The organism is Streptomyces sp. NPDC048196 (assembly GCF_040652715.1).
GTDB lineage: Bacteria > Actinomycetota > Actinomycetes > Streptomycetales > Streptomycetaceae > Streptomyces > Streptomyces siderophoricus.
The window spans coordinates 46,280-68,482 of record NZ_JBEZMM010000003.1 but is presented as its reverse complement, the minus strand read 5'-3'; the positions used below and the strand labels follow the sequence as shown (position 1 = coordinate 68,482).

At 73.3% G+C, this 22,203-nt stretch carries 19 protein-coding genes; 10 read left to right on the top strand and 9 right to left on the bottom strand.

Annotation, left to right across the window (positions count from 1 at the left end):
• Nucleotides 1-633: a TetR family transcriptional regulator gene (locus AB0E02_RS05480; protein ID WP_030415845.1), complete on the bottom strand. Its 633-nt coding sequence runs from the start codon at nucleotides 631-633 to the stop codon at nucleotides 1-3.
• 260 nt (nucleotides 634-893) lie between these two features.
• Between AB0E02_RS05480 and AB0E02_RS05475 the strand changes: the two genes are divergently transcribed.
• The 4 genes from AB0E02_RS05475 (at nucleotide 894) to AB0E02_RS05460 (ending at nucleotide 5,193) form a co-directional block, all read left to right on the top strand.
• Nucleotides 894-2,285 carry a glycosyltransferase family 4 protein gene (locus tag AB0E02_RS05475; RefSeq protein WP_362136264.1) on the top strand — a complete coding sequence of 464 codons (1,392 nt, stop codon included), beginning with the start codon at nucleotides 894-896 and terminating at the stop codon, nucleotides 2,283-2,285.
• An 89-nt stretch (nucleotides 2,286-2,374) separates the two neighbouring features.
• A complete protein-coding gene (locus tag AB0E02_RS05470) occupies nucleotides 2,375-3,229 on the top strand; it encodes a class I SAM-dependent methyltransferase (protein WP_362136262.1) in 855 nt (284 codons plus the stop codon).
• Nucleotides 3,226-4,296 carry a prenyltransferase/squalene oxidase repeat-containing protein gene (locus AB0E02_RS05465; RefSeq protein ID WP_362136260.1) on the top strand — a complete coding sequence of 357 codons (1,071 nt, stop codon included), beginning with the start codon at nucleotides 3,226-3,228 and terminating at the stop codon, nucleotides 4,294-4,296. Before AB0E02_RS05470 ends, AB0E02_RS05465 begins: the two co-directional genes overlap by 4 nt.
• A 93-nt stretch (nucleotides 4,297-4,389) precedes the next feature.
• Nucleotides 4,390-5,193, top strand: coding sequence for a maleylpyruvate isomerase family mycothiol-dependent enzyme (locus tag AB0E02_RS05460; protein WP_362136258.1), 804 nt, complete (start codon nucleotides 4,390-4,392; stop codon nucleotides 5,191-5,193).
• A 17-nt stretch (nucleotides 5,194-5,210) separates the two neighbouring features.
• Here the strand turns inward: AB0E02_RS05460 and AB0E02_RS05455 are convergent, their stop codons facing one another.
• The 4 genes from AB0E02_RS05455 to AB0E02_RS05440 all read right to left on the bottom strand — a co-directional run bounded on the left by AB0E02_RS05455 (nucleotide 5,211) and on the right by AB0E02_RS05440 (nucleotide 9,029).
• A complete protein-coding gene (locus tag AB0E02_RS05455; protein WP_362136256.1) occupies nucleotides 5,211-6,221 on the bottom strand; it encodes an LLM class F420-dependent oxidoreductase in 1,011 nt (336 codons plus the stop codon).
• Between the two features lie 156 nt (nucleotides 6,222-6,377).
• Nucleotides 6,378-7,226 (bottom strand): hypothetical protein, encoded by an 849-nt coding sequence (locus AB0E02_RS05450; RefSeq protein ID WP_362136254.1) that lies wholly within the window; start codon nucleotides 7,224-7,226, stop codon nucleotides 6,378-6,380.
• A 168-nt stretch (nucleotides 7,227-7,394) separates the two neighbouring features.
• Complete coding sequence (locus AB0E02_RS05445; RefSeq protein ID WP_362136252.1) at nucleotides 7,395-8,336, bottom strand: N-acetylmuramoyl-L-alanine amidase; 942 nt, start codon at nucleotides 8,334-8,336, stop codon at nucleotides 7,395-7,397.
• 27 nt (nucleotides 8,337-8,363) lie between these two features.
• Nucleotides 8,364-9,029: a class I SAM-dependent methyltransferase gene (locus AB0E02_RS05440; protein ID WP_362136250.1), complete on the bottom strand. Its 666-nt coding sequence runs from the start codon at nucleotides 9,027-9,029 to the stop codon at nucleotides 8,364-8,366.
• Nucleotides 9,030-9,420: 391 nt separating this feature from the next.
• Between AB0E02_RS05440 and AB0E02_RS05435 the strand changes: the two genes are divergently transcribed.
• The 4 genes from AB0E02_RS05435 (at nucleotide 9,421) to AB0E02_RS05420 (ending at nucleotide 15,429) form a co-directional block, all read left to right on the top strand.
• Nucleotides 9,421-11,616: an acyl-CoA dehydrogenase gene (locus tag AB0E02_RS05435; protein ID WP_362136248.1), complete on the top strand. Its 2,196-nt coding sequence runs from the start codon at nucleotides 9,421-9,423 to the stop codon at nucleotides 11,614-11,616.
• 70 nt (nucleotides 11,617-11,686) lie between these two features.
• Nucleotides 11,687-12,880, top strand: a complete 1,194-nt coding sequence (locus AB0E02_RS05430; protein WP_362136246.1) for a beta-ketoacyl synthase N-terminal-like domain-containing protein — start codon at nucleotides 11,687-11,689, stop codon at nucleotides 12,878-12,880.
• 466 nt (nucleotides 12,881-13,346) lie between these two features.
• Nucleotides 13,347-14,795 (top strand): MFS transporter, encoded by a 1,449-nt coding sequence (locus AB0E02_RS05425; RefSeq protein WP_362136244.1) that lies wholly within the window; start codon nucleotides 13,347-13,349, stop codon nucleotides 14,793-14,795.
• 238 nt (nucleotides 14,796-15,033) lie between these two features.
• On the top strand, nucleotides 15,034-15,429 hold the full coding sequence (locus AB0E02_RS05420) for a hypothetical protein (protein WP_362136242.1): 396 nt from the start codon (nucleotides 15,034-15,036) through the stop codon (nucleotides 15,427-15,429).
• 41 nt (nucleotides 15,430-15,470) lie between these two features.
• Here the strand turns inward: AB0E02_RS05420 and AB0E02_RS05415 are convergent, their stop codons facing one another.
• Genes AB0E02_RS05415 through AB0E02_RS05400 form a run of 4 tightly spaced genes read right to left on the bottom strand, consistent with a single transcriptional unit; the run spans nucleotide 15,471 to nucleotide 19,235 of the window.
• Nucleotides 15,471-16,076 carry a response regulator transcription factor gene (locus AB0E02_RS05415; protein ID WP_362136240.1) on the bottom strand — a complete coding sequence of 202 codons (606 nt, stop codon included), beginning with the start codon at nucleotides 16,074-16,076 and terminating at the stop codon, nucleotides 15,471-15,473.
• A complete protein-coding gene (locus AB0E02_RS05410) occupies nucleotides 16,073-17,506 on the bottom strand; it encodes a histidine kinase (protein WP_362136238.1) in 1,434 nt (477 codons plus the stop codon). Before AB0E02_RS05410 ends, AB0E02_RS05415 begins: the two co-directional genes overlap by 4 nt.
• A gap of 38 nt (nucleotides 17,507-17,544) precedes the next feature.
• Entirely contained in the window at nucleotides 17,545-18,273 is a 729-nt protein-coding gene (locus tag AB0E02_RS05405) for an ABC transporter permease (RefSeq protein WP_362136236.1), read from the bottom strand.
• Entirely contained in the window at nucleotides 18,273-19,235 is a 963-nt protein-coding gene (locus tag AB0E02_RS05400; protein WP_362136786.1) for an ABC transporter ATP-binding protein, read from the bottom strand. The genes AB0E02_RS05405 and AB0E02_RS05400 overlap by 1 nt, the downstream gene beginning before the upstream one ends.
• Nucleotides 19,236-19,951: 716 nt before the next feature.
• Here AB0E02_RS05400 and AB0E02_RS05395 point away from each other — a divergent pair.
• Both AB0E02_RS05395 and AB0E02_RS05390 read left to right on the top strand, forming a co-directional pair.
• On the top strand, nucleotides 19,952-20,827 hold the full coding sequence (locus AB0E02_RS05395; protein WP_362136234.1) for a MaoC/PaaZ C-terminal domain-containing protein: 876 nt from the start codon (nucleotides 19,952-19,954) through the stop codon (nucleotides 20,825-20,827).
• Nucleotides 20,828-21,022: 195 nt separating this feature from the next.
• The gene (locus tag AB0E02_RS05390; RefSeq protein WP_362136232.1) at nucleotides 21,023-22,099 is read left to right on the top strand and encodes a Zn-dependent alcohol dehydrogenase; all 1,077 of its coding nucleotides are present in this window, start codon (nucleotides 21,023-21,025) and stop codon (nucleotides 22,097-22,099) included.
• The last annotated feature ends 104 nt before the right edge of the window (nucleotides 22,100-22,203 follow it).

Genomic DNA, 22,203 nt, shown 5'->3' with positions numbered 1-22,203 from the left:
CTAGCTCCCCGCCCCCGGTGACGTCACGTCGATCAACCGGCAGACCGTTTCGATGTCGATCTTGACCTGGGCGATCGAGGCGCGGCCGGAGAGCCAGGTGATCAGGGCCGAGTGCCAGGTGTGCTCGATGACGCGGACCGCGGAGAGCTGTTCGGGGGTGGGCGGGCCGTCCAGGCGCATCGCGTCGAGGATGATCGCCGTGGTCAGGCGGGAGACCGTGTCGACCTCGGGGCTCACCGAGCGGTCCGCGAAGGTCAGGGCGCGGACCATGGCGTCCGCGAGGTGCGGTTCGCGCTGCAGGGCACGGAACGCCCGCATCAGGGTCTGGGCGACCCGGGCGCCCGGGTCCTGCTCGGACGGCGGGCGCTTGCGCAGCGTCTCGTGCATGTGCTGGAGCTGGTCCTGCATGGTGGCGACGAGCAGATGCACCTTGGACGGGAAGTAGCGGTAGAGGGTGCCGAGCGCGACGCCCGAGGACTCGGCGACCTCACGCATCTGTACGGCGTCGAAGCCGCCACGGGAGGCCAGTTTGGCGCTGGTGTGCAGGATGCGGCGGCGCCGGGCCTCCTGACGCTCGGTCAGGGGAGGACTCGCGGGAAGCGCCGGCCTGGCTGCCTTGGATTCCGTAGTCATTGTTCCCATTCCATGGCTGTTCCGTGGCCGTTGGTGGCGTTCTGTCCGCGATGTGGTGAGTGCCGCTGCCGCGACCGGCACAGCATGGCAGGGGGTCGGGTGGTGGCGCGAATCACCTGGTGCGGCTCTTTTCGCATCGTTCTCGGCCGGTAGATTCGAAGCTCGGTGAACTGATCAGTAGCCCAGCAGTTCTGAAACTTGTTCTAGATTACCGCCAGCGGTTACGCTCCGGCGAAAGTCCAGTGAGAAGGGGGCCGAGCGTGACCGCAGAGGCCGTTCAGGCAGCCGCGCCTCGCCCTGTCGGGGACTCCTCGGCCACCACCCCTGAGAACCACGGGCGCCCGGAGCGCACCGCACCCACCACCGAAGAGAACCACGGGCGCCCCCTGCGCATCGCGATGCTCACGTACAAGGGGAACCCGTTCTGCGGCGGTCAGGGCGTCTACGTCCGCCACCTCTCACGCGAACTGGCCCGGCTCGGCCACACCGTCGAGGTGATCGGCGCCCAGCCCTATCCGGTCCTCGACGAGGGCGTGCGGCTGACCGAGCTGCCGAGCCTGGACCTCTACCGCCAGCCGGACCCGTTCCGCACGCCGAAGCGCGGCGAGTACCGCGACTGGATCGACGCCCTTGAGGTGGGCACGATGTGGACCGGTGGCTTCCCCGAGCCGCTGACCTTCTCGCTGCGCGCCCGGCGGCATCTCGCGGCCCAGCGCGGCCAGTTCGACGTGGTCCACGACAACCAGACCCTCGGCTACGGCCTGCTCGGCGGCCCCGGCGCGCTCGGCGCCCCGCTGGTCACCACGATCCACCACCCCATCACCGTCGACCGCCGGCTCGACCTGGCCGCCGCCGCGGACTGGAAGCGCCGCGCCTCGGTCCGCCGCTGGTACGGCTTCACCAGGATGCAGAAGCGGGTCGCCCGCCGGCTGCCGTCCGTACTGACCGTCTCCGGCTCCTCCCGCCAGGAGATCGTCGACGACCTCGGGGTCCACCCCGAGCGGATCCACGTGGTCCCCATCGGCGCCGACACCGACCTCTTCTCGCCGGATGCGTCCGTCCCCGAGGTGCCGGGCCGGATCGTCACCACCTCCAGCGCCGACGTGCCCCTCAAGGGCCTGATCCACCTCGTCGAGGCGCTCGCCAAGGTGCGCACCGAGAACCCCGACGCCCATCTGGTGGTCGTCGGCAAGCGCGCCGACGACGGACCGGTCGCCGCCACCATCGAACGACTCGGGCTGGCCGGTGCCATCGAGTTCGTCAAGGGCATCAGCGACCCCGAACTCGTCGACCTCGTGCGCAGCGCCCAGATCGCCTGTGTCCCCTCCCTCTACGAGGGGTTCTCGCTGCCCGCCGCCGAGGCGATGGCCACCGGCACCCCGCTGCTCGCCACCACCGGCGGCGCCATCCCGGAGGTCGCCGGGCCGGACGGCGAGACGTGTCTGGCGGTGCCGCCGGGCGACGCCGGTGCCCTGGCGGCCGGGCTGCTGCGCCTCCTCGGCGACCCGGAGCTGCGCCGCCGGCTGGGCACGGCCGGCCGGGAGCGGGTGCTGGCCCGCTTCACCTGGCGCCAGGCCGCCCTCGGCACCGCCGAGCGCTACCGCGAGGCCATCGCCCTCCAGGGCAGCCGGTCCGCCGCCGCCCGCAGATAGCTCCGTCACCTCACCGGCGCCGCCTCCCGGGCGCCCCGCCGCCGTTTGCCGCACCACCGCCACCCACCGCCGGACGAAAGCAGAACGCCGTGCTGACCGTCGACTTCTCCCGATTCCCGCTCGCTCCCGGCGACCGCGTGCTCGACCTGGGCTGCGGCGCCGGCCGGCACGCCTTCGAGTGTTACCGGCGCGGTGCGCAGGTCGTCGCCCTCGACCAGAACGGCGACGAGATCCGCGAGGTCGCCAAGTGGTTCGCCGCGATGAAGGAGGCGGGCGAGGCCCCGGCCGGCGCGTCCGCCACCGCGATGGAGGGCGACGCGCTGGCCCTGCCGTTCCCCGACGACAGCTTCGACGTCGTCATCATCTCCGAGGTCATGGAGCACATCCCCGACGACAAGGGCGTGCTCGCCGAGATGGTGCGGGTGCTGCGCCCCGGCGGCCGGATCGCCGTCACCGTGCCGCGCTACGGCCCGGAGAAGATCTGCTGGGCGCTCAGCGACGCCTACCACGAGGTCGAGGGTGGCCACATCCGCATCTACCGGGGCGACGAACTCCTCGGCAAGATGCGGGAGGCCGGCCTGGAGCCGTACGGCACGCACCATGCCCACGGGCTGCACAGCCCCTACTGGTGGCTCAAGTGCGCCTTCGGGGTGGACAACGACAAGGCGCTGCCGGTGCAGGCGTACCACAAGCTGCTGGTCTGGGACATCATGAAGAAGCCGCTGGCCACCCGGCTCGCCGAGCGGGCCCTCAACCCCGTCATCGGCAAGAGCTTCGTCGTCTACGCCACCAAGCCGCATCTGCCCGAGGCGCCCGCCGCCGACGAGGCGAGCGCCGCCGCCGAGGCGCCGGAGCCGGCCGCCCGGCCCGCCGCCCGCGCCCGGAAGACCGCCACGTCCTCCGCCAAGACCTCCGCCAAGTCCTCCGCCGGGGCCGCCAAGTGACGAGTCCCGGACGTACCGAACGGCTCGTCCTGCCGGGGGTGCTCACCGCAGAGGAGGCCGCCCGTACGGTCGAGGGCATCCTCGCGACCCAGCGCACGGACGGCGCCATCCCGTGGTTCCGGGGCCACCACCTCGACCCGTGGGACCACACCGAGGCCGCCATGGCCCTGGACGCGGCCGGTGAACACGAGCGCGCCGAGGCCGCGTACGACTGGCTGGTGCGGCACCAGAACCCGGACGGGTCCTGGTACGCGGCCTACGCCGACGGGGACGCCGAGGCGCCCACCGACCGCGGCCGGGAGACCAACTTCTGCGCCTACATCGCGGTCGGCGTCTGGCACCACTACCTGTCCACCGGCGACGAGGCCTTCCTCGACCGGATGTGGCCCGCTGTCCACTCCGCGATCGAGTACGTCCTCGAACTGCAGCAGCCCGGCGGGGAGATCGGCTGGAAGCGCGAGGACGACGGCACCCCGGTCCGCGACGCGCTGCTGACCGGCTCGTCCTCCATCTACCAGGCGCTGCGCTGCGCGCTGGCGCTCGCCGAACAGCGCGAGGAGCCGCAGCCCGACTGGGAGCTGGCGGCCGGCCGGCTCGGCCACGCGATACGCAGCCATCCCGAGCGGTTCCTGGACAAGGCCCGCTACTCCATGGACTGGTACTACCCGATCCTCGGCGGCGCGGTCCGCGGCCAGGCGGCCCGGGACCGGATCGACGCCGACTGGGACCGCTTCGTGGTGCCCGGCCTGGGCGTGCGCTGCGTACTGCCCAACCCCTGGGTCACCGGCGGCGAGAGCGCGGAACTGGCGCTCGCGCTGTGGGCGATGGGGGAGTCCGAACGGGCCGTTGCGATCCTCAAGTGGATCCAGCACCTGCGGGCCGAGGACGGCATGTACTGGACCGGCTACGTCTTCGACGACGACGCGATCTGGCCGCGCGAATGCACCTCCTGGACGGCCGGTTCGCTGCTGCTCGCGGTGGCGGCCGTGGGCGGCGACGAGGCGACCACCCTCGTGTTCGGCGGCGAGCGGCTGCCGACGGGGCTCGACCCGGACTGCTGCCGGTAGGCGCGACGCGGCATCGGCCGCACGGCATCGGCGGACCCGGTGCGCCGTCAAAGAGGACACCCCAGGTCCGCAATACGCATTACTGTGCGGTCCATGACTCTCCAAGGCTCCCTCACCCACGAGGAATACTGCGCCCAACTCCTCGCCGAGACCGACGGGTTCCGGAAGATCGTGCGCAGCGCCGATCTCTCGGCGACCGTGCCGACCTGCCCCGACTGGACGCTCGCCGATCTCGCCCGGCACGTCGGGGGTGCGCATCGCTGGGTCGGCACGCTCGTCGCCACCCGCGCCTCCGAGAACGTCGACGATGCGGACATCCCCGAGGGCGACGGGCCCGAGGGTGCGGACGCGGCGGCGCTGGACGCCTGGCTGGCGGCGGGCGTCGAGCAGACCGTGGCCGCGCTGCGGGAAGCCGGGCCCGATACCAAGGTGTGGAGCTGGACGACGGCCCACCACGCGGGATTCTGGGCCCGCCGGATGGTCCACGAGACGGCCATCCACCGCGCCGATGCCGCGCTGACCGCCGGCGTCCCCTTCGACCTTCCGGCGCCGGTCGCCGCGGACTGTCTGGAGGAGTGGCTGCAGATCGGCGAACTGCCGATGGTGGTGGCCCGCTTCGCCGAGCGTGGGCGCGACGCGTTCGGCCCCGGCCGGACGATCCACGTCCACGCCACCGACGCCCCGCCCGAGCTGGACGCCGAGTGGCTGCTCGACCTCACGGGGGAGGCGCCCACCCACCGCCGCACCCACGAGAAGGCGGCGGTCGCCCTGCGCGGCAGCCTCACCGATGCCCTCCTGGTCCTCTACCGCAGGCTGCCCGCCGACAGCGACCGGGTGGAGGTGCTGGGCGAGCGTGCGGTGCTCGACCAGTGGCTGGAGTGGGCGAGCTTCGGGTGAGCGACCGGACGGGCTTTTCAGGAGTTCAGCTCGGCCAGCACCCGTAGCGTGTGCGGGTCCGGCGCCGTCACCAGGAGGTCGGTGACCGGGCCCGTACGCCACAACTCCAGCCGCCGGGAGATCCGTTCGCGCGGGCCGACCAGCGAGATCTCGTCCGCGAAGGCGTCCGGTACGGCCAGTACCGCCTCCTGCTTGCGGCCCTGGAGGAACAGTTCCTGGATCCGCCGCGCCTCGGCCTCGTATCCCATCCGCGCCATCAGATCGGCGTGGAAGTTCCTGGCCGCATGGCCCATCCCGCCGATGTAGAAGCCGAGCATCGCCTTGACGGGCAGCAGCCCCTCGGCGACGTCGTCGCAGACCACGGCGCGCGCCATGGGGGCGATCAGAAAGCCCTCGGGAGCATCCGCCAGCGACGCCGTATGGACGTCGGTGCGCCGCGGTGACCAGTACAGCGGGAGCCAGCCGTCCGCGATCCGGGTGGTCTGCGCGATGTTCTTCGGCCCCTCCGCGCCCAGCAGGAGGGGCAGATCGGCGCGCAGCGGGTGGGTGATGGGCTTGAGCGGTTTGCCCAGGCCGGTGCCGTCCGGGCCGCGGTAGGGGAGCGGATGGAACAGCCCGTCGGACGCCACCGGCCCCTCGCGGCGCAGCACTTGGCGGACCACGTCCACGTATTCGCGGGTGGCGGTCAGCGGGCTCTTGGGGAACGGCCGCCCGTACCACCCCTCGACGACCTGCGGCCCGGACAGCCCCAGACCCAGCAGCAGCCGGCCCCCGGACAGATGGTCCAGCGTCAGCGCCTGCATGGCGGTGGCGGTGGGCGTACGGGCGGCCATCTGCGCGATGCCGGTGCCGAGTTTGATCCGCGAGGTGTGCGCGGCGATCCAGGTGAGCGTGGTGAACGCGTCCGAGCCCCAGGCCTCCGCGGTCCACACCGAGTCGTAGCCCAGGCGCTCGGCCTCGCGGGCGAGTTCGACGTGCCGGGGGTCGGGGCCGCGGCCCCAGTAGCCCAGTGCCAGACCGAGTCGCATGGCGACCGCCTCTCTTCCACGGCTCCCCGGGCGAACTGACGCGTCGTCAGTTCGCTGTCGTGCGGCGCACTGTACGGCCGGTGTGCGGGCAGCGCAACGGCCCCCCGCCGGAAGGCGAGGGGCCGTGGAAGGACCGCTGGGGGACGGTGGCGGCGGTCAGCCGCGCTGGATGCCGGTGGTGTCCTGCAGGACGCCGCGGCGGCCGTCCTGGGTCTGCGCGATCAGTGCCTGGCCGCGCTGCTCCACCGCCAGGTACCAGGTGCCGGGCGCGAGTTCGGCGATCGGCGAGGGCGAACCGTCCTCGCCGTACAGCGGGCGGGCGACCGGGACCGCGAACCAGAACGGGGCGAAGTCCGCCGGGGCGCCGGCCGCGGGGGTCGCGCCCGCCGCGCCGCCGGCCGTGGCGTCGACCGCCGGCTGACCGGGCGTCTGGCCGGTCTGCTGCTGGCCGCCGGGACCCGGGTAGCCGTAGCCCTGGCCCGCCGCCTGCTGCTGGGCGCCGGGGTAGCCGTAGCCCGGGTTGGGGCCCGCGCCGTACGGGGCGGCCGGCGGCTTGGGCGCGCCGATCAATTCGGCCTTCAGCGCCGGGACGAGCGGACCGGCGACCGCGCCGCCGGCCAGCACCAGTGCGGCGATCAGACCCACGATCAGGCCGGCGCCCGCGCTGGCGGCGTCGATGATGTACCAGAAGGCCGTCCACGCCGCGAAGATGGTCAACGCCACGCCGAACTGGCCGAGGTCCAGACCGGCGATCTTGCGCGGCTGCGGCAGCGCACGGCTGATGACGATGATCGCCGCGCCGATCACACCGGCCAGGTACAGGCTCATGAGCACGGAGACCGAGCTCCAGGCGTTGGAGCTGCTGTAGTCCTGCGCCTCGCAGTACTTGGCGAACGGGCCGGTGCAGTCCGGGGCGCCGGTGAGGCCGAGGAACGAGGCGATGAACAGCAACACCGCTGCTCCGATCACCACGCCGTCGCCTCTAGTGAGGGAGCGGATGTTCACGTAAGGGTCCTTTGTCTCTTTCGTGGGCTGTTCGTCGCTGTCGCGGTGCGCGCGGTGCGAGGCACGGCGGTGACCACCCATCGTAAAGGGGAACCTGTCGCCGAATCCGGCGGGTCGGCCTGTTGGTTTCGATGCGTTATCGGCCGGGGTCGCGGACGTCGTGGGTGGTCAGCGGGTCAGGAAGTCCGTAATGCCCTCGGTGATCCCACGGGCCGCTTTTTGCCGCCACCCTCCGTCGGTCAATTGCGCGGCGTCCTTGGCGTCGCGCATATTGCCGCACTCGATGAACACCTTCGGCACCGTGGAGAGGTTGAGCCCGCCGAGATCGCCGCGGACGTCCAGTCCGGTGCCGTCGCCGATGTAATTGGACCGCGAACTTCCGGTTACCGCCCCGAAGCGGTCGGCCAGCCGCTCGCCCAGCTGCCGCGACGGGCCGGTGATCGCGGTGGTGTCCGCCGGGCCGGCGGTGACCCGCGCGGGCAGGATGACGTGGAAGCCGCGGTTGCCGGCGGCCGAGCCGTCGGCGTGGAGGGAGACCGCGGCGTCCGCGTGCGCCTTGTTGCCGATCGCCGCGCGCTCGTCCACACACGGCCCGTACGGCCGGTCGCCGTCCTGGGTGAGGACGACCTTGGCGCCCTGGTGTTCCAGGAGGGTGCGGACCCGGCGGGCCACGTCCAGGGTGAAGGACGCCTCCGGGTAGCCGTTGTTGGTGGCGGTGCCGGTGGTGTCGCACTCCTTGCGGGCGGTGCCGATGTTCACCAGCCGGGCGATCTGCCCGGTGTGCCGGCCGTTGTGCGGATTGTGCCCGGGATCGATCAGCACGGTCCTGCCCTTGAGGCTGCCGTGCGGATCGCCCTTGCCGTCCGGGCGAGGGGTGGCGCCGTGGCCCGTGCTCCGGTCCGGGGCGCCGGTCCCGCTGCCGCCGCCGGTGCCGCTGCCCGCCGTCCGGCCGGGCGCCGGCGAGCCGCCCCGGGCCGTCGGGCCGCCGTGACCGCCCGCCTGCCGCCAGAACAGCCAGCCGCCGACGGAGACCAGGGCCACGGCGGCCAGTACCAGGAGTACGGTGCCGCGCCGGCGGCGGGGCGGGGGGAAGGTGCTGCCGTTCGACATCTCCGCGATGGTAGCCCGCGGCCCGGATCAGATGCCGGGGCCGGTGCGCCGCAGCACCCGCAGCGTCCCCTGCGCCGAGACCTCGGTGAACGCTCCGGAGGCCAGCGCGCGCAGATAGATCCGGTACGGCGCCTGGCCGGTGAACTCGTCCTCGGGGTGCGGATGCACGTCGTGGATGACCAGCAGCCCGTCCTGCGCCACGTGCGGCGCCCAGCCCTCGTAGTCGGCGGTGGCGTGCTCGTCGGTGTGCCCGCCGTCGATGAAGACCAGCCCGACCGGCCGCCCCCACACGGCCGCGGCCTGCGGGGAACGGCCCACGAGCGCGATGACGTGGTCCTCCAGCCCGGCCGCGTGCAGGGTCCGGCGGAACGTGGGCAGGGTGTCCATCCGGCCGACCTCGGGGTCCACCACGGACGGGTCGTGGTAGTCCCAGCCGGGCTGCTGCTCCTCGCTGCCCCGGTGGTGGTCCACCGTGACGGCCGTCACCCCGGCGGCCCGGGCCGCGTCGGCGAGCAGCAGGGTGGACCGGCCGCAGTACGTACCCACCTCCACCAACGGCAGCCCCAGCCGCGCCGCCCCGGCCGCCGCCGCGTACAGCGCGAGCCCCTCGTCCACGGGCATGAAGCCCTTCGCCGCCTCGAACGCGGCGAGGATCTCCGGCTGCGGGGCGGTCGGCGCCGTGGGAGCGGACATGGGCTTCCTCCTGGTGGTGCGGTGGGAGGGCTCATCGTGCCGTACGGGCCGGAGGCGGCCGTGCGGGGGTTCGCATTCCGTGCGGCTTTCCGGCGGGCCGGGCGGTGCGGGGGAGTCGCGCCGGCGGATTCCGGGCCGTTCCCGCCGGTTTATCGCCGGACGTTTCCCGGATGTCCGGAAACGGGAAAGGTGCGGGCCCCGCGGGGCCCCGGAAACCGCCGGGGCGGGAAACCGCCGGGCGGGCGAATGGCATTCCGTACCGGAATTCACCGGACCGTTTCCGGTCCGCCGCCGGACGTTCCCCGCGGCCCCCTCGCCGCGTTCCGCCGGGCGGAACATTCCGGCCCGTCTGACCTTCCGTCAGATTGGAACGTGTTCTAGTCTGCCCCGCATGGGCATCGGAATCACACCGGACCACCGCGACCTGGCCGAGGCGGCGGGCGGCTGGGCCCGCCGGGCCGTACCGCCCGAAGAGGTCCGCAAACTTCTCGACGGCGCACCCACCCGCCCCGGGCGCCCCGCCCACTGGGACGGCCTCGCCGCCCAGGGCCTGCTCGGCCTCCACCTCCCCGAGGCCGACGGCGGGGGCGGCGGCGACCTGCTGGACCTCGCCGTGGTCCTCGAAGAAATGGGCCGCGCCGCACTCCCCGGCCCGTACCTGCCCACCGTTCTCGCCGCCGCGCTGCTCCACCACGGCGGCGCGCACCGGCACCTCGTACGGGCCCTCGCCACCGGCGAACTGATCGGTGCCGTGGCGCTCGGCCCCGGCACGCTCACCGCCACACGGACGCCCGACGGTTACCTCCTCGACGGCACCGCGCCGCCGGTCCTCGCCGGGGCCGACGCCGACCTCCTCGTACTCGCCGCGCGGACCGCCACGGGGACCGTCCACCTCGCCGTCGACGCCGCGGCGCCGACCGTACGCGTCCAGGACAGCGCCGACCCGACCCGGCCCACCGCCGAGGTCCGGGCGGACCGCGTCCCGGTGCCCGCGGACCGGCTGGTGGCGATCGACGACGCGCTCGTCCGCGACCTGGCCGGAGTGCTGTACGCGGCCGAGAGCTGCGGGACGGCGGCCTGGGCCCTCGCCACCGCCACCCAACACGCCCGGGTCCGCGAGCAGTTCGGCCGCCCCATCGGCCAGTTCCAGGCCGTCAAACACCTCTGCGCCGACCTGCTCGTCCGCTGCGAACAGGCCCGCGCCCTGGTCTGGGACGCGGCCCGCGCCCACCGCGAGCCGCCCGAGGTCCGCGGCCTGGTCGCCGCCCTCGCCACCGCCACCGCCCTCGACGCCGCCTTCAGCTGCGCCAAGGACTGCATCCAGATCCTCGGCGGCATCGGCTTCACCTGGGAGCATGACGCCCATCTGCACCTGCGCCGGGCGACCGTGGCCCGCCAGCTGCTCGGCACCGGCGACACCCACCGGCTGCGCGCCGCCGCCCACGCCGCCGACGGTGCCCGCCGCCCGCTGATCCTCGAACTCCCCGCCCAGGCCGAGCAGTTCCGCACCGAGGCCCGCGAGGTCATCGACCGGGTGCGCGGCCTCGACCCCGCCGCCGTCCGCCGCGAGCTGGCCCCCACCGGATACGCCGCACCGCACCTTCCCCCGCCCTACGGGCTCGGCGCCGGCCCCGTCCAGCAGCTGGCCGTGCAGCAGGAACTGGCCGCCGCCGGGGTCACCGTCAGCGACCTGGGCATCGCCACCTGGGTGGTGCCCTCCCTCCTCGCCCACGGCACCGCCGAGCAGCAGCAGCGCTATCTGATGCCGTCGCTGCGCGGGGAGATGCGGTGGTGCCAGCTGTTCTCCGAACCGGAGGCCGGATCGGACCTGGCCGGTCTGCGCACCCGCGCCGAGCGGGTGGTCGGCCCCGACGGCCCCGGCTGGCGGATCAACGGGCAGAAGGTGTGGACCTCGGCCGCCCAGTGGGCCGACCACGGCATCCTGCTCGCCCGCACCGACCCGGAAGCCCCCAAACACAAGGGGCTGACCTTCTTCGTCGTCGACATGAAGACCCCCGGGATCGACGTCCGCCCACTGAAGGAGATCACCGGCGAGGCGCTCTTCAGCGAGGTCCACTTCGACGACGTGCTGCTGCCGGCCGACGCGGTGGTCGGCGAGACCGGCAACGGCTGGAAGGTGGCCCGCACCACCCTGGACAACGAACGCGTCCACATGGCCGACCAGTTGACCTTCGACACCGGACTGACCGCGCTCCTGGACCGCACCGCCGGCCTCGACGCCTCGGTCCGGGCCCGGGTGGGCGCCCTGGCCGCCGAGGCGCACGCCCTGGCCTGCCTCACCCTGCGCACCACGCTCCAGCAGGTCTCCGGCCTCGAACCGGGCGCCGGCGCCAGCATCCGCAAGCTGGTCCAGACCCCGCACCAGCAGAAGGTCGCCGAACTGGCGCTGGAACTGCTCGGCCCGGAGGGCGCGGTGCGCGAGGGCGCCGGCGAACGCGCCCTGCACGGCTTCCTGATGTCGCGCTGCCTGACCATCGCCGGCGGCACCACCCAGGTGCAGCGGAACGTCGTCGCCGAGCGGCTGCTCGGACTGCCCCGCGACCCTGAGCCCCGCCCCCTGATCTGACCCCAACTCGGATGATTTCACCGCTTCATCCGCCCCCCACGACGCCCGGTGACTCACCAGGAGGACCTGTATGGCAGGCACGGCGTACCTCGTCGGCGTAGGGATGACGCACTTCGAGAAGCCCGAGACCCGCGAGTGGCAGTACTGGGACATGGCCAAGGAGGCGGGCGGGGCGGCGCTCGCGGACGCCGGGATCGGCTACGACGCCGTCGAGCAGGTGCCGGTCGGCTTCTGCCACCAGCCGTCCACGGCCGGCCAGCGCGCCGCGTACGAGCTGGGCCTGACCGGCGTCCCCGTCTACAACGTCAACAACAACTGCGCGACCGGCTCGACCGCGCTGATGATGGCCCGCCAGTTCGTCGCCTCGGGCCTCAACGACTGCGTACTGGCACTCGGCTTCGAGAAGATGAAGCGCGGCGCGCTGGGCGGCGGTGCGGCGGGAGGTGATTTCGCCGCTTCCCCGGTCGCCCGCCACTACGGCGTCATGGCGGCCGCGCACGGCTTCGAGCGGACCCCGCCCACCGCCCAGATCTTCGGCAACGCGGCCCGCGAGCACATGGCGAGGTACGGCACCACGGCCGAGCAACTGGCCGCGGTCGGCGCCAAGAACCACCGGCATTCCGCGCACAACCCCCGCGCCCAGTTCCAGGACGTCCACACGGTCGAGGAGGTGCTGGCCGCCAAGGTCATCCACCGCCCGCTGACCAAGCTCCAGTGCTCGCCGACGTCCGACGGCGCGGCCGCGGTGGTGGTCGCCTCCGAGCGCTTCGTCCGGGCGCACGGACTGGCCGACCGGGCGGTGGAGATCGTCGCCCAGGCGATGACCACCGACACCGGGGAGAGCTTCGCCACCGGCTCCTGCATCGACGTCGTCGGCAAGCCGATGTCGCGGGCCGCCGCCCGGCAGGTCTACGAGGCGTCCGGGCTCGGCATCGAGGACGTGGACGTCATCGAGCTGCACGACTGCTTCTCGATCAACGAGTTGCTGACGTACGAGGCGCTGGGCATGTGCGCGGACGGCGAGTCGGGGAAGCTGGTCGCCGACGGGGCCACCACGTACGGCGGCCGCTGGGTGGTCAACCCGTCCGGCGGCCTGATCTCGAAGGGCCACCCCCTGGGCGCGACCGGCCTCGCCCAGGCCGCCGAACTCGTCTGGCAACTCCGCGGCACGGCCGGTGCCCGCCAGGTCCCCGACGCCCACGTGGGCCTGGCCCACAACATCGGCCTGGGCGGCGCGGCGGTGGTGACATTGCTGCGGAGGTGAGGGCTGGGGCCGTGAGGGAGAGGCCGCGCGGCCGTGGGGCTGTGGGGCTGTGGGGTCATGGGCCGTGGGGGAGAGACCGCGCGGCCGTGGGGCCCTGGGGCCGGCGGGCCGTGGGGCCGTGGGGGGGCCGGCGGGCCGTGCGGCCGTGGGGCCGTGCGGCCGTGGGGCCGTGGGGCCGGCGGGTCGTGCGGCCGTGGGGCGGTGGGGCCGTGGGGTCGTGCGGCCGTGTGGCCGTCGGTGTCGCGTTAACCTCCGCCCCGATGTGGGTAGTTGGCTCTCCGGGGGGTCTCCCGACCCTTAGGGGATCGCCGCCCCCAACCCCTACGGGACCCACCCCCCCACCACCCACCTTCCTGTCCCTTCCTTCCCCTTCCTGCCCCCGCCCCTCCGCCCCCCGACCTAGGTCCCCGGTCAGGTGGTGTATGCACCCATATTCCGATGCGGGGGGTGTGGGGCGGATGCGAGCATGGTCCGCATGCCCCCGATAGCCGAGTCCGCCACCCTGTCCACGACCTCCCGCCGGAGCGCCGCACCGGCCTGGCTGGTGATGCTGCTGGTCTGCGCCGGACAGTTCCTGGTCGTCCTGGACGTCTCCGTGGTGAACGTGGCGCTGCCCGCCGTACGGACCGGTCTGGGGCTGAGCGAGCTGGGTCTGCAGTGGATCGTCAACGCCTACGTGATCACCTTCGCCGGCTTCATGCTGCTCGGCGGCCGGGCCGCCGACCTCTTCGGCCGTAAGCGGATCTTCGTCCTCGGGCTGGCGTTGTTCACCGTCGCGAGCCTGGGCGGCGGCCTGGCGCAGCAGCCCTGGCAGCTGATCGCGGCGCGTACCGTCCAGGGCGTCGGCGCCGCCGTGCTCTCGCCGGCCACCCTCACCATCCTCACCACGTCGTTCCCGGCCGGCCCGGCCCGGACCCGCGCGATCGCCACCTGGACCGCGGTCGGCGCCGGCGGGGGCGCGGTGGGCGGTCTGGTCGGCGGGGTGCTCACCGAGTACCTGTCGTGGCGCTGGGTGCTGCTGATCAACGTGCCGGTCGGCGCGCTGGTGCTGACCGGTGCGGTGCTGTGGCTCACCGAGAGCCGGCAGGGCGCGGCCCGCCGGCTCGACGTGCCCGGTGCGCTGCTGGTGACCGGCGGTCTGGGGCTGGTCGCGTACGGGATCGTGCAGACCGAGACGGACGGCTGGGCGTCGGCGTCCGCGCTGCTGCCGCTGGCCGCCGGGCTGGTCGTGATCGCGGCCTTCCTCGCCGTCGAGGCGCGGGCCAAGGCGCCGCTGATGCCGCTGGGGCTGTTCCGGCTGCGCCCGGTGTCCTCGGCGAACGCGGCGATGGTGCTGGCAGGCGCCGCGATGTTCTCGATGTGGTACTTCCTGTCGCTCTACGTCCAGAACGTGCTCGACTACAAGCCGCTGCAGGCGGGGCTCTCCTTCATCCCGCACTCGCTGTCCATCGTCCTGGGGTCCAAGATCGGGCCGCGGTTGATGAACCGGCTGGGCGCCAAGACCCTGGCCGTCACCGGTGCGGTGATCTCCGCGTCCGGCATGGTCTGGCAGGGCACGATGGACGTCAACGGGACGTACCTCGGCACGATCCTCGGTCCCGGCATCCTGATGGCACTGGGCGCGGGCCTGACCGCCACCCCGGTCGCCGCCATCGCCACCTCTGGCGCCGACCCGGCCGACCAGGGTCTGGTCTCCGGTCTGATCAACACCTCCCGGCAGATGGGCGGCGCCCTGGGCCTGTCGATCCTGTCCACCGTCGCCGCCTCCCGCATCGAGGCGGGCCACGGCGCGAAGGCGGCCCTGGCGGACGGCTACGGGCTGGCCTTCCAGGTCGGCTCGGGAGTGCTGCTGGCCAGTATCCTGCTGATGCTGCTCGCTCTGCCGCGACGCCGCCCGGACGTGGCCAACGGCTAGGCCCTGTCGTCAAACTCCCGCCGTTCGCCCGGAGGGCGGGCCTCGCGGCGTCTGGTGCGTGCGATCGCAAGGCGGAGGGTCATCCCGGTACTGGGCGTACCGGGATGAGCCCGACAACGGTGGGGGTACCCCCACGCCGTTCAGGCGTGGGGGAGAGCGTGCGTGCCAGGCGTCGCGAGGCAGGCGGGAGTTTGACGACAGGGCATAGGGCCTTGGCGGACGGTGCGATCCTGTCTGGATGAACGATCTCGGCGACGCGCACCTGCGCACCTTGACGCTGCGATTCATGGCCCTCCTCGCAGCCGACGTCCAGGATCAACTCGCCTGGCTGGGCGAGCGGGAGCTGGAGACGGAGTCCGTCGTCGAAGAGGGGGAGCTCCTCTGCCGCGTCTGCGAAGGACTCACCGAGAGCGGAGTCTTCGAACCCAGGAATCTGCGTGATCTTCAGGCCATCGGCCGTCGCCTGGGCGAGATCGGTCCTGCCCGCCGCGCCGGCCTCTGGGCCAACGCCCTGGCCACGGACCCGGCGTGGGACGACATGCGTCCCGTCGCCCGCCGGTTTCTCCGCACGACGCTGGGCGACTGGCGTCAGCCACTGCCACGCCTCGCGCGCCCGCACCCGGGCGGGCACTGAGCACGTCCGGGCCGCCCGGTGCGACTCCGGCCCCCCGGCGCCTACAGCCACCCGTTCTGCCGCGCCGCCCGGACCGCCTCCATGCGGTTGCGGGTGCCGGTCTTGCCGATCGCCGCGGAGAGGTAGTTGCGGACGGTGGCCTGGGAGAGGTGGAGCTTGCCGGCGATGTCGGAGACGGTGGCGCCGTCCACCGCGGCGGTCAGCACGTCCCGTTCCCGCTGGGTCAGCGGATTGGGCCCGGCGCTGAGCGCCGCCGCGGCCAGTCCGGGGTCGATCACCCGTTCCCCGGCGAGGACCCGGCGGATCGCCGCCGCCAGGTCCTCCACCGGGCCGTCCTTCACCAGGAAGCCGGACGCCCCGGCCTCCATGGCGCGGCGCAGATAGCCGGGCCGCCCGAAGGTCGTGACGATCAGGACCTTGCACGACGGCAGCGCGGTGCGCAGGTCGGCCGCGGCGTCCAGCCCGCTGCGGCCGGGGAGTTCGATGTCCAGGAGGGCGATGTCGGGACGGGCGTCCAAAGCTGCCGCCACGATCCGGTCGCCCGCCCCGACCTGCGCCACGACCTGCATGTCCTCTTCCAGGCCGAGCAGCAGCGCCAACGCGCCCCGCATCATGCCCTGGTCCTCCGCGAGCAGGACCTTGATCACCTGGTCAACCCTTCCGTCTCCGTCATCTCCCCCGTCCCGGCCGGCAGTTCCGCCGTCACCCGGAAGCCGCGCCGGCCGTCGGGGCCGCTGCTCAGTGTGCCGCCGGCCGCTGCCAGCCGTTCGGTCAGGCCCTTCAGGCCGGTGCCGCCGACCGGGCCCGGCGTTCCGGGTGGCGTGGCGGCGCCGTCCGCGGAGTCCGTACCGGCGGCGGCGTCGCCGTCACGTCCGGGGACGCGGTCGCGGAACCAGGTCCGGCCGGCCGTCGGCGCCGCACCGGAGCTTACGGGACCCCGGCCGTCGTCCGTGATCGTCAGCCGGACCCGTTCCTCGTCGGCGTGCACCGCGATCTCGCAGCGGGTGGCGCCGCTGTGCCGGAGCGCGTTGGTGACGCCCTCGCGGACCACCCAGCCCAGCAGCGCACCGGCCTGCGGGGGCAGCGGCGGCCCGGCCTGCCGGACGACGGCTTCGATGCCGGCCGCCTCCAATGCCGACCGGGCCCGGTCGAGTTCGGTGCTGAGGCTGCCCTCGCGGTAGCCGGTGACCGCCTCGCGGATCTCGGTCAGCGCCTGCCGGCCGACCGCCTCGATGTCCGAGGCCTGGGCGAGCGCCGCGTCCAGATCGCGCGGCGCCAGCCGGCGCACCGCCTCGGCCTTGACCACGACCAGGGACATCGTGTGCCCCAGCAGATCGTGCAGGTCACGGGAGAAGCGCAGCCGCTCCTTCTCCACGGCGCTGCGGGCCAGTTCCTGCCGGGTGGCCCGGAGTTCCTGGATGGTGTCGAACAGGCTCAGCACCGTGGACGTCACCATGCCGGAGAGGAACGTGCCGTAGCCGACGCCGAACGAGTCGCTGGGGTCGCCGGCATGCCAGCCGGACAGGAACCCGGCCGTACCGCTGAGCGTGATCAGCCACAGTGCCAGCTTCCTGCCGCGCAGCGCGCGGACCGTACCGGAGGCCAGCGACAGCAACGGGAAGAACAGGAACCAGCTGCCGCCGAAGCCGAGCGCGATGGCGAACGTGATGACGGTGAGCACGCCCAGGGCCATGACCGGGTAGCGGGTGTCCCGGAGCCGGGGGCTGAAGGCCGACCAGATGACGGTGAGGTAGAAGGAGTTGAAGGCCAGCAGCCCGAGGCCGGCCAGCCAGGGGTTACCGGTCTTGCCCTGCACGATGTTGGAGAAGGCGCCGAGCCCCATCAGCAGCCAGGGCAGGAAGGAGCATTTGCCCGGGCCCTTTTCGGGCTTCCGGCCGGGTGACCACTTCGACGAACACGACGAGCCGTCGCCCCCGGCCACCCCAGCCGCTCCGTCGGTCCCGGCCATTCCGTCCGTCCCTGTCACCCAGTCCGTCCCCGCCGCCCCGCCGGGCGTCCCGCCGGCGGGGTCCTGCTCTCTCGTCCGCTGCACTGTCGTTTCCCCGGTCCGTGCCATCTGTGCTGCGCCATCTGTGCCATGTGCGCCATCGCGGGTCACACCGTCCGCGCGGCCCGCCGGTACGCGTACACCGCGTAACCGCCGAAGACTGCCAGCCAGGCGGCCAGCACCGCCACTGCCGCGAGGCTCGGTGCGCCGCCCTCGGTGACGCTCCGGCCCAGTTCGGCGAAGCGGTTGCCGGGCGTCCAGGCCGACAGGGCGCGCAGCCAGCCGGGGAACAGCTCGGCCGGGAACCACAGTCCGCCGATGATCGAGAGCAGCAGCATGCAGCCCGTGTTGACCACACCGGTGGACTGCGCCGAGAGGCGGTAGCCGTTGCCCAGCCCGAGCAGGGTGAACGGGGCGGTGCCGAGCCACAGCAGGCCCGCCAGCGCGGCCCACTGCCAGGCCGGCATCCGGACGCCGTTGACCAGCGCGCCCACCAGCAGCACCGCGGCGATGGCCGGCAGCACCGTCACCGACCCGGTCAGCCCGCGGCCCACCACGGCCCGCAGCGGCCCCATCGGGGTGATCCGCAGCTGCCGCAGCCAGCCCAGTTGCTTGTCCTCGGCGACTCCGGTGCCGGTGCCGATCGCCGCGCCCAGCGCGCCGTACGCGGCCATCCCGACCATCGAGGCGGTCCGCCAGCCCATGTCGGCGCCGCCGGGACCGGTGCCGATGTTGGTCATCAGGACGTACATCAGCACCGGCATCCCGATGCCGAAGATCACGAAGCCGCGGTCGCGCAGCGTACGGCGGACCTCGAGACGGAGGTAGGCGAGCATCACGAGGTCTCCTTCAGGGCATCGCGGGTCGGGGCGTCGGGGTTCGGGCCGTCGTGGCCCGGGGCGTCGGAGTTCGGGCCGTCGGAGTCCGCGCGGTCGGGGGAGGTGAGGGCGAGGAAGGCGTCCTCCAGGCTCGCGGCGGTGACCTCCAGGCCGCGGACCAGGCCCAGTCCGGCCAGCGCCAGCACCGTGGCGTCGGAGTCCGCCGTCCGCAGCAGGGCGCGGTCGCCGCGGATCTCCACGGTGTGCACGCCGGGCAGTGTGGACAGCGGCGCGGTCGGCGCGCCCGCCAGGTCGAAGGAGACCAGCGACCCGCCGGCCCGCCGCTTGATCGCCTCGCCGCTGCCGTCGGCGACCACCCGGCCCCGGTCGATCACCACGATCCGGTCGGCGTGGTCGTCCGCCTCCTCCAGGTAGTGGGTGGAGAAGACGATGGTGTTGCCGCGCCGGGCGTACGCCCGCATCGCGCGCCAGAACGTCCGGCGGGCCTCCACGTCCAGGGCCGCGGTCGGCTCGTCGAGGACCAGCAGATCGGGGTTGCCGGCCAGCGCCACCGCGAACCGGACGCGCTGGGCCTGGCCGCCGGAGAGCCGGTCCACCCGCCGCCCGGCGAACTCGGCCAGGCCCGCCAGCTCCAGCGCCTCGGTGACGTCCATCGGCCGCGGGTAGGTGGCGGCCACGAAGCCGACCAGCTCGCGGACGGTGACCCGGGGGATGGCCTTGCCGTCCTGCAGCATCGCCCCGACCCGGCCGGCCCGTACGGCGGTCTCCGGCTCGCCGCCGAACAGCCGCACCGTGCCCGAGGAGGGCGGCAGCAGGCCCAGCAGCATGTTCAGGGTGGTGGACTTGCCGGCGCCGTTGCGGCCGAGCAGCGCCACCGTTTCGCCGGCCGCGATCCGCAGGTCGATGCCGTCCACGGCCCGCACCGCGCCGTAACTCCGGGTGACGCCGGAGAACGCCACGGCCGTCCCGCCGCCGTCCCGCCCCGCCGGCCGTGCCTGCGCCGTAGTCCGTGCCCTGCCCGGTGTCATCTCCGGCGTCATCTCCGTTGTCCTGCCCGGCGCCACACCCGGTGCCGTGTCCGGTGCCATGTCCGCCCCCTTCGGTTGTTTCCCGTCCATGACGTTACGGAGCGTGGGCGACCCCGGGGCAGGGGCGAATGTGGGTGATGACCCCTGACAAATGTCATGGGCGCGCACCGCGGCAACGACTCGTCGGCGCGGACCCGCAAAGGATTCGTGGGCGCGGCCCCGGCATCGACTCGTCGGCGCGGGCCCGGAAACGCTTCGTGGGCGCGGCCCCGGCAACGACTCGTCGGCGCGGACCGCGGCAACGACTCACGGCCGGCCCCGGCCCCGCGACGCGTTTCTGACAAACCGTCAGAGGTCTTCCCGGTGTCCGGCGGATCGGCTATACATGAAGGCCATCGGCTAGAACGCGTTCTAGAAGCCGGGCGGTTTCCCGTGCGTTACGTCGTGCGGCGCGGTGCGCGCCGGGCGGTGTCCCGTGCGGCGCCGTCGCCCGGTCGCGGTCCGTCCCGGACCGGTGTCCCGTGCGGCACCGCCGACCCGCGCGCGGTCCGCGCCGACCAGAGACGACCCCGGCCGGGCCGACGGTGCGGACGGCCGGGCCGGGGTCTTTCGACGAACTCCACCGTGGTGAAGGAGCAACCGCCCCCATGCCCATCGACGTCGCCAAGGCCACCTCCGCCGAACCGCGGACCACCGAGCTCGCCTGGGACCACAAGGACGTCCAGCTCTACCACCTCGGCATCGGCGCCGGCGCGGCCACCCCCGAGAAACCGCAGGCCGCCACCGACCCGGACGAACTGCGCTACACCCTGGAGAGCGCGCTGCACGTCCTGCCCAGCTTCGCCACCGTCGCCGGCGGGGGCATGGCGCTGGCCGGCGGGCTCTCCGCCCCCGGCATCGACGTCGACCTCGCCGCCGTCCTGCACGGCGGGCAGACGGTCACCGTGCACCGACCCCTGCCGGTGCGCGGCCGCGCCACCCAGACCTCGTCCGTCCCGGCCGTGTACGACAAGGGCAAGGCCGCCGTCATCGTGCTGCGCTCCGAAATCGCCGACGACGACGGGCCGTTGTGGACCTGCGACACCCAGATCTTCGTCCGCGGCGAGGGCGGCTTCGGCGGCGACCGCGGCCCCGCCACCCGCCTCGAACTCCCCGACCGTGCCCCCGACCTGACCACCGAACGGCAGATCCGCGCCGACCAGGCGCTGCTCTACCGCCTCTCCGGCGACTGGAACCCGCTGCACGCCGATCCGGAGTTCGCCAAGCTCGCCGGCTTCGACCGGCCGATCCTGCACGGGCTGTGCACCTACGGGGTCACGCTCAAGGCGGTCGTCGACACCCTGCTGGACGGTGACGTCTCCCGGGTCCGGTCGTACCGCACGCGCTTCGCCGGGGTGGTCTTCCCGGGCGAGACGCTGCGCATCCGGCTCTGGCGAGAAGCCGGCCGGATCCAGGCGTCGGTGACGGCGCCGGAGCGGGACGACGCGGCGGTGCTGGCGGACACCGTCGTCGAGCACGACTAGTCGCTGCTCGCCGGCGCCTGCAGCCGCCCCGCAGGCGTCCGCCGTTGCCCGCCGTCGCTCGCTGTTGCTCCAATGTCGCTTTGTCGCCACCGGGTCGATGTCTCCGATGTCTCCGATGTCGCCGATATCTCTGACATCTCCGACCGTTCCGCCGATTGATGCCTCCGAGTTGTCGTCTCCGAGGGGAGCCGTGAGATGCGCGCAGCCGTACAGCACGAGACCGGGCAGGACAAGCTGGAGGTCCTCGACGACGTCGAGGCGGTGGGGTTCGGGCCCGGCAAGGTCAGGATCCGCATCCGGGCGACCGGACTGTGCCACTCCGACCTCTCGGCGATGAACGGGGTGCTGCCGCAGCCCGCGCCCTTCGTCCCCGGCCACGAGGGTGCCGGGGAGGTCGTCGACGTCGGCGACGGCGTCACCGGCCTGGCGGCGGGCGACCGGGTGCTGATGTGCTGGCTGCCCGCCTGCGGCAGCTGTCCGTCCTGCAAACGCGGCCAGACCCACCTCTGTCTGGCCGGGTTCATGAACGCCGGCACGCCCAACTTCCGGCGGCCCGGCGGCGACGTCTTCGGGTTCGCCGGCACCGGCACCTTCGCCGAGGAGGTCGTGGTCGCCGCCGACTGCGCGGTGCCCATCCCGGACGACGTCCCGTACGAGATCGCCGCGCTGATCGGCTGCGGCGTCACCACCGGGCTCGGCGCGGCCCTCAACACGGCACAGGTGGCGGCCGGCTCCTCGGTCGCGGTCATCGGCTGTGGGGGCGTCGGGATCTCCGTCATCCAGGGCGCGCGGGTCTGCGGCGCGGCCCGGATCGTCGCCGTCGACCCGGTGCCCGCACGGCGGGAGGCGGCCCTGCGCTTCGGCGCCACCGAGGCCGTCGCCCCGGAGGAACTCGACGGCGCCAAGGCCGAGTTCACCGGGGGCGAGGGCTTCGACTACGTCTTCGAGGTGGTCGGCAGGTCCGCCACCGCCCGCACCGCGTACGAGACGACCCGGCGCGGCGGCACCCTGTGCGTGGTCGGTGCCGGCGCCATGGACGACACCTTCCGGGTCAACATGTTCGAGCTGTTCTTCGACGAGAAGCGGATCCTGCCCTCCCTCTACGGCGGTGGGGACGTCCTGCGCTCCTACGAGCGGGCCATCGCCCTGTGGCGGGCCGGCCGGATCGACCTCGAAGGGCTGATCACGCACCGCGTCCGGCTCCCGGAGATCAACGACGCCCTCGACCAGATGCGCTCCGGGACGGCCCTGCGCACCTGCATAGAGATCTGACCAACAAAGAGATCCGACCGCCGAGAGAACTGACCGCCAAGAGATCCGCCCGGCCGGTGACGGGACCCGATCCGGCCGGCAGACCGAGAGGACGGGAACGCCAG

Coding starts and splice junctions, on each gene's coding strand:
- AB0E02_RS05410 (WP_362136238.1), bottom strand. CDS start 17,506: ATGGCACGGACCGGGGAAACGACAGTGCAGCGGACGAGAGAGCAGGAC.
- AB0E02_RS05440 (WP_362136250.1), bottom strand. CDS start 9,029: ATGTCCGCTCCCACGGCGCCGACCGCCCCGCAGCCGGAGATCCTCGCC.
- AB0E02_RS05390 (WP_362136232.1), top strand. CDS start 21,023: ATGCGCGCAGCCGTACAGCACGAGACCGGGCAGGACAAGCTGGAGGTC.
- AB0E02_RS05420 (WP_362136242.1), top strand. CDS start 15,034: ATGAACGATCTCGGCGACGCGCACCTGCGCACCTTGACGCTGCGATTC.
- AB0E02_RS05435 (WP_362136248.1), top strand. CDS start 9,421: ATGGGCATCGGAATCACACCGGACCACCGCGACCTGGCCGAGGCGGCG.
- AB0E02_RS05405 (WP_362136236.1), bottom strand. CDS start 18,273: ATGCTCGCCTACCTCCGTCTCGAGGTCCGCCGTACGCTGCGCGACCGC.
- AB0E02_RS05425 (WP_362136244.1), top strand. CDS start 13,347: ATGGTCCGCATGCCCCCGATAGCCGAGTCCGCCACCCTGTCCACGACC.
- AB0E02_RS05480 (WP_030415845.1), bottom strand. CDS start 633: ATGACTACGGAATCCAAGGCAGCCAGGCCGGCGCTTCCCGCGAGTCCT.
- AB0E02_RS05460 (WP_362136258.1), top strand. CDS start 4,390: ATGACTCTCCAAGGCTCCCTCACCCACGAGGAATACTGCGCCCAACTC.
- AB0E02_RS05430 (WP_362136246.1), top strand. CDS start 11,687: ATGGCAGGCACGGCGTACCTCGTCGGCGTAGGGATGACGCACTTCGAG.
- AB0E02_RS05455 (WP_362136256.1), bottom strand. CDS start 6,221: ATGCGACTCGGTCTGGCACTGGGCTACTGGGGCCGCGGCCCCGACCCC.
- AB0E02_RS05395 (WP_362136234.1), top strand. CDS start 19,952: ATGCCCATCGACGTCGCCAAGGCCACCTCCGCCGAACCGCGGACCACC.
- AB0E02_RS05445 (WP_362136252.1), bottom strand. CDS start 8,336: ATGTCGAACGGCAGCACCTTCCCCCCGCCCCGCCGCCGGCGCGGCACC.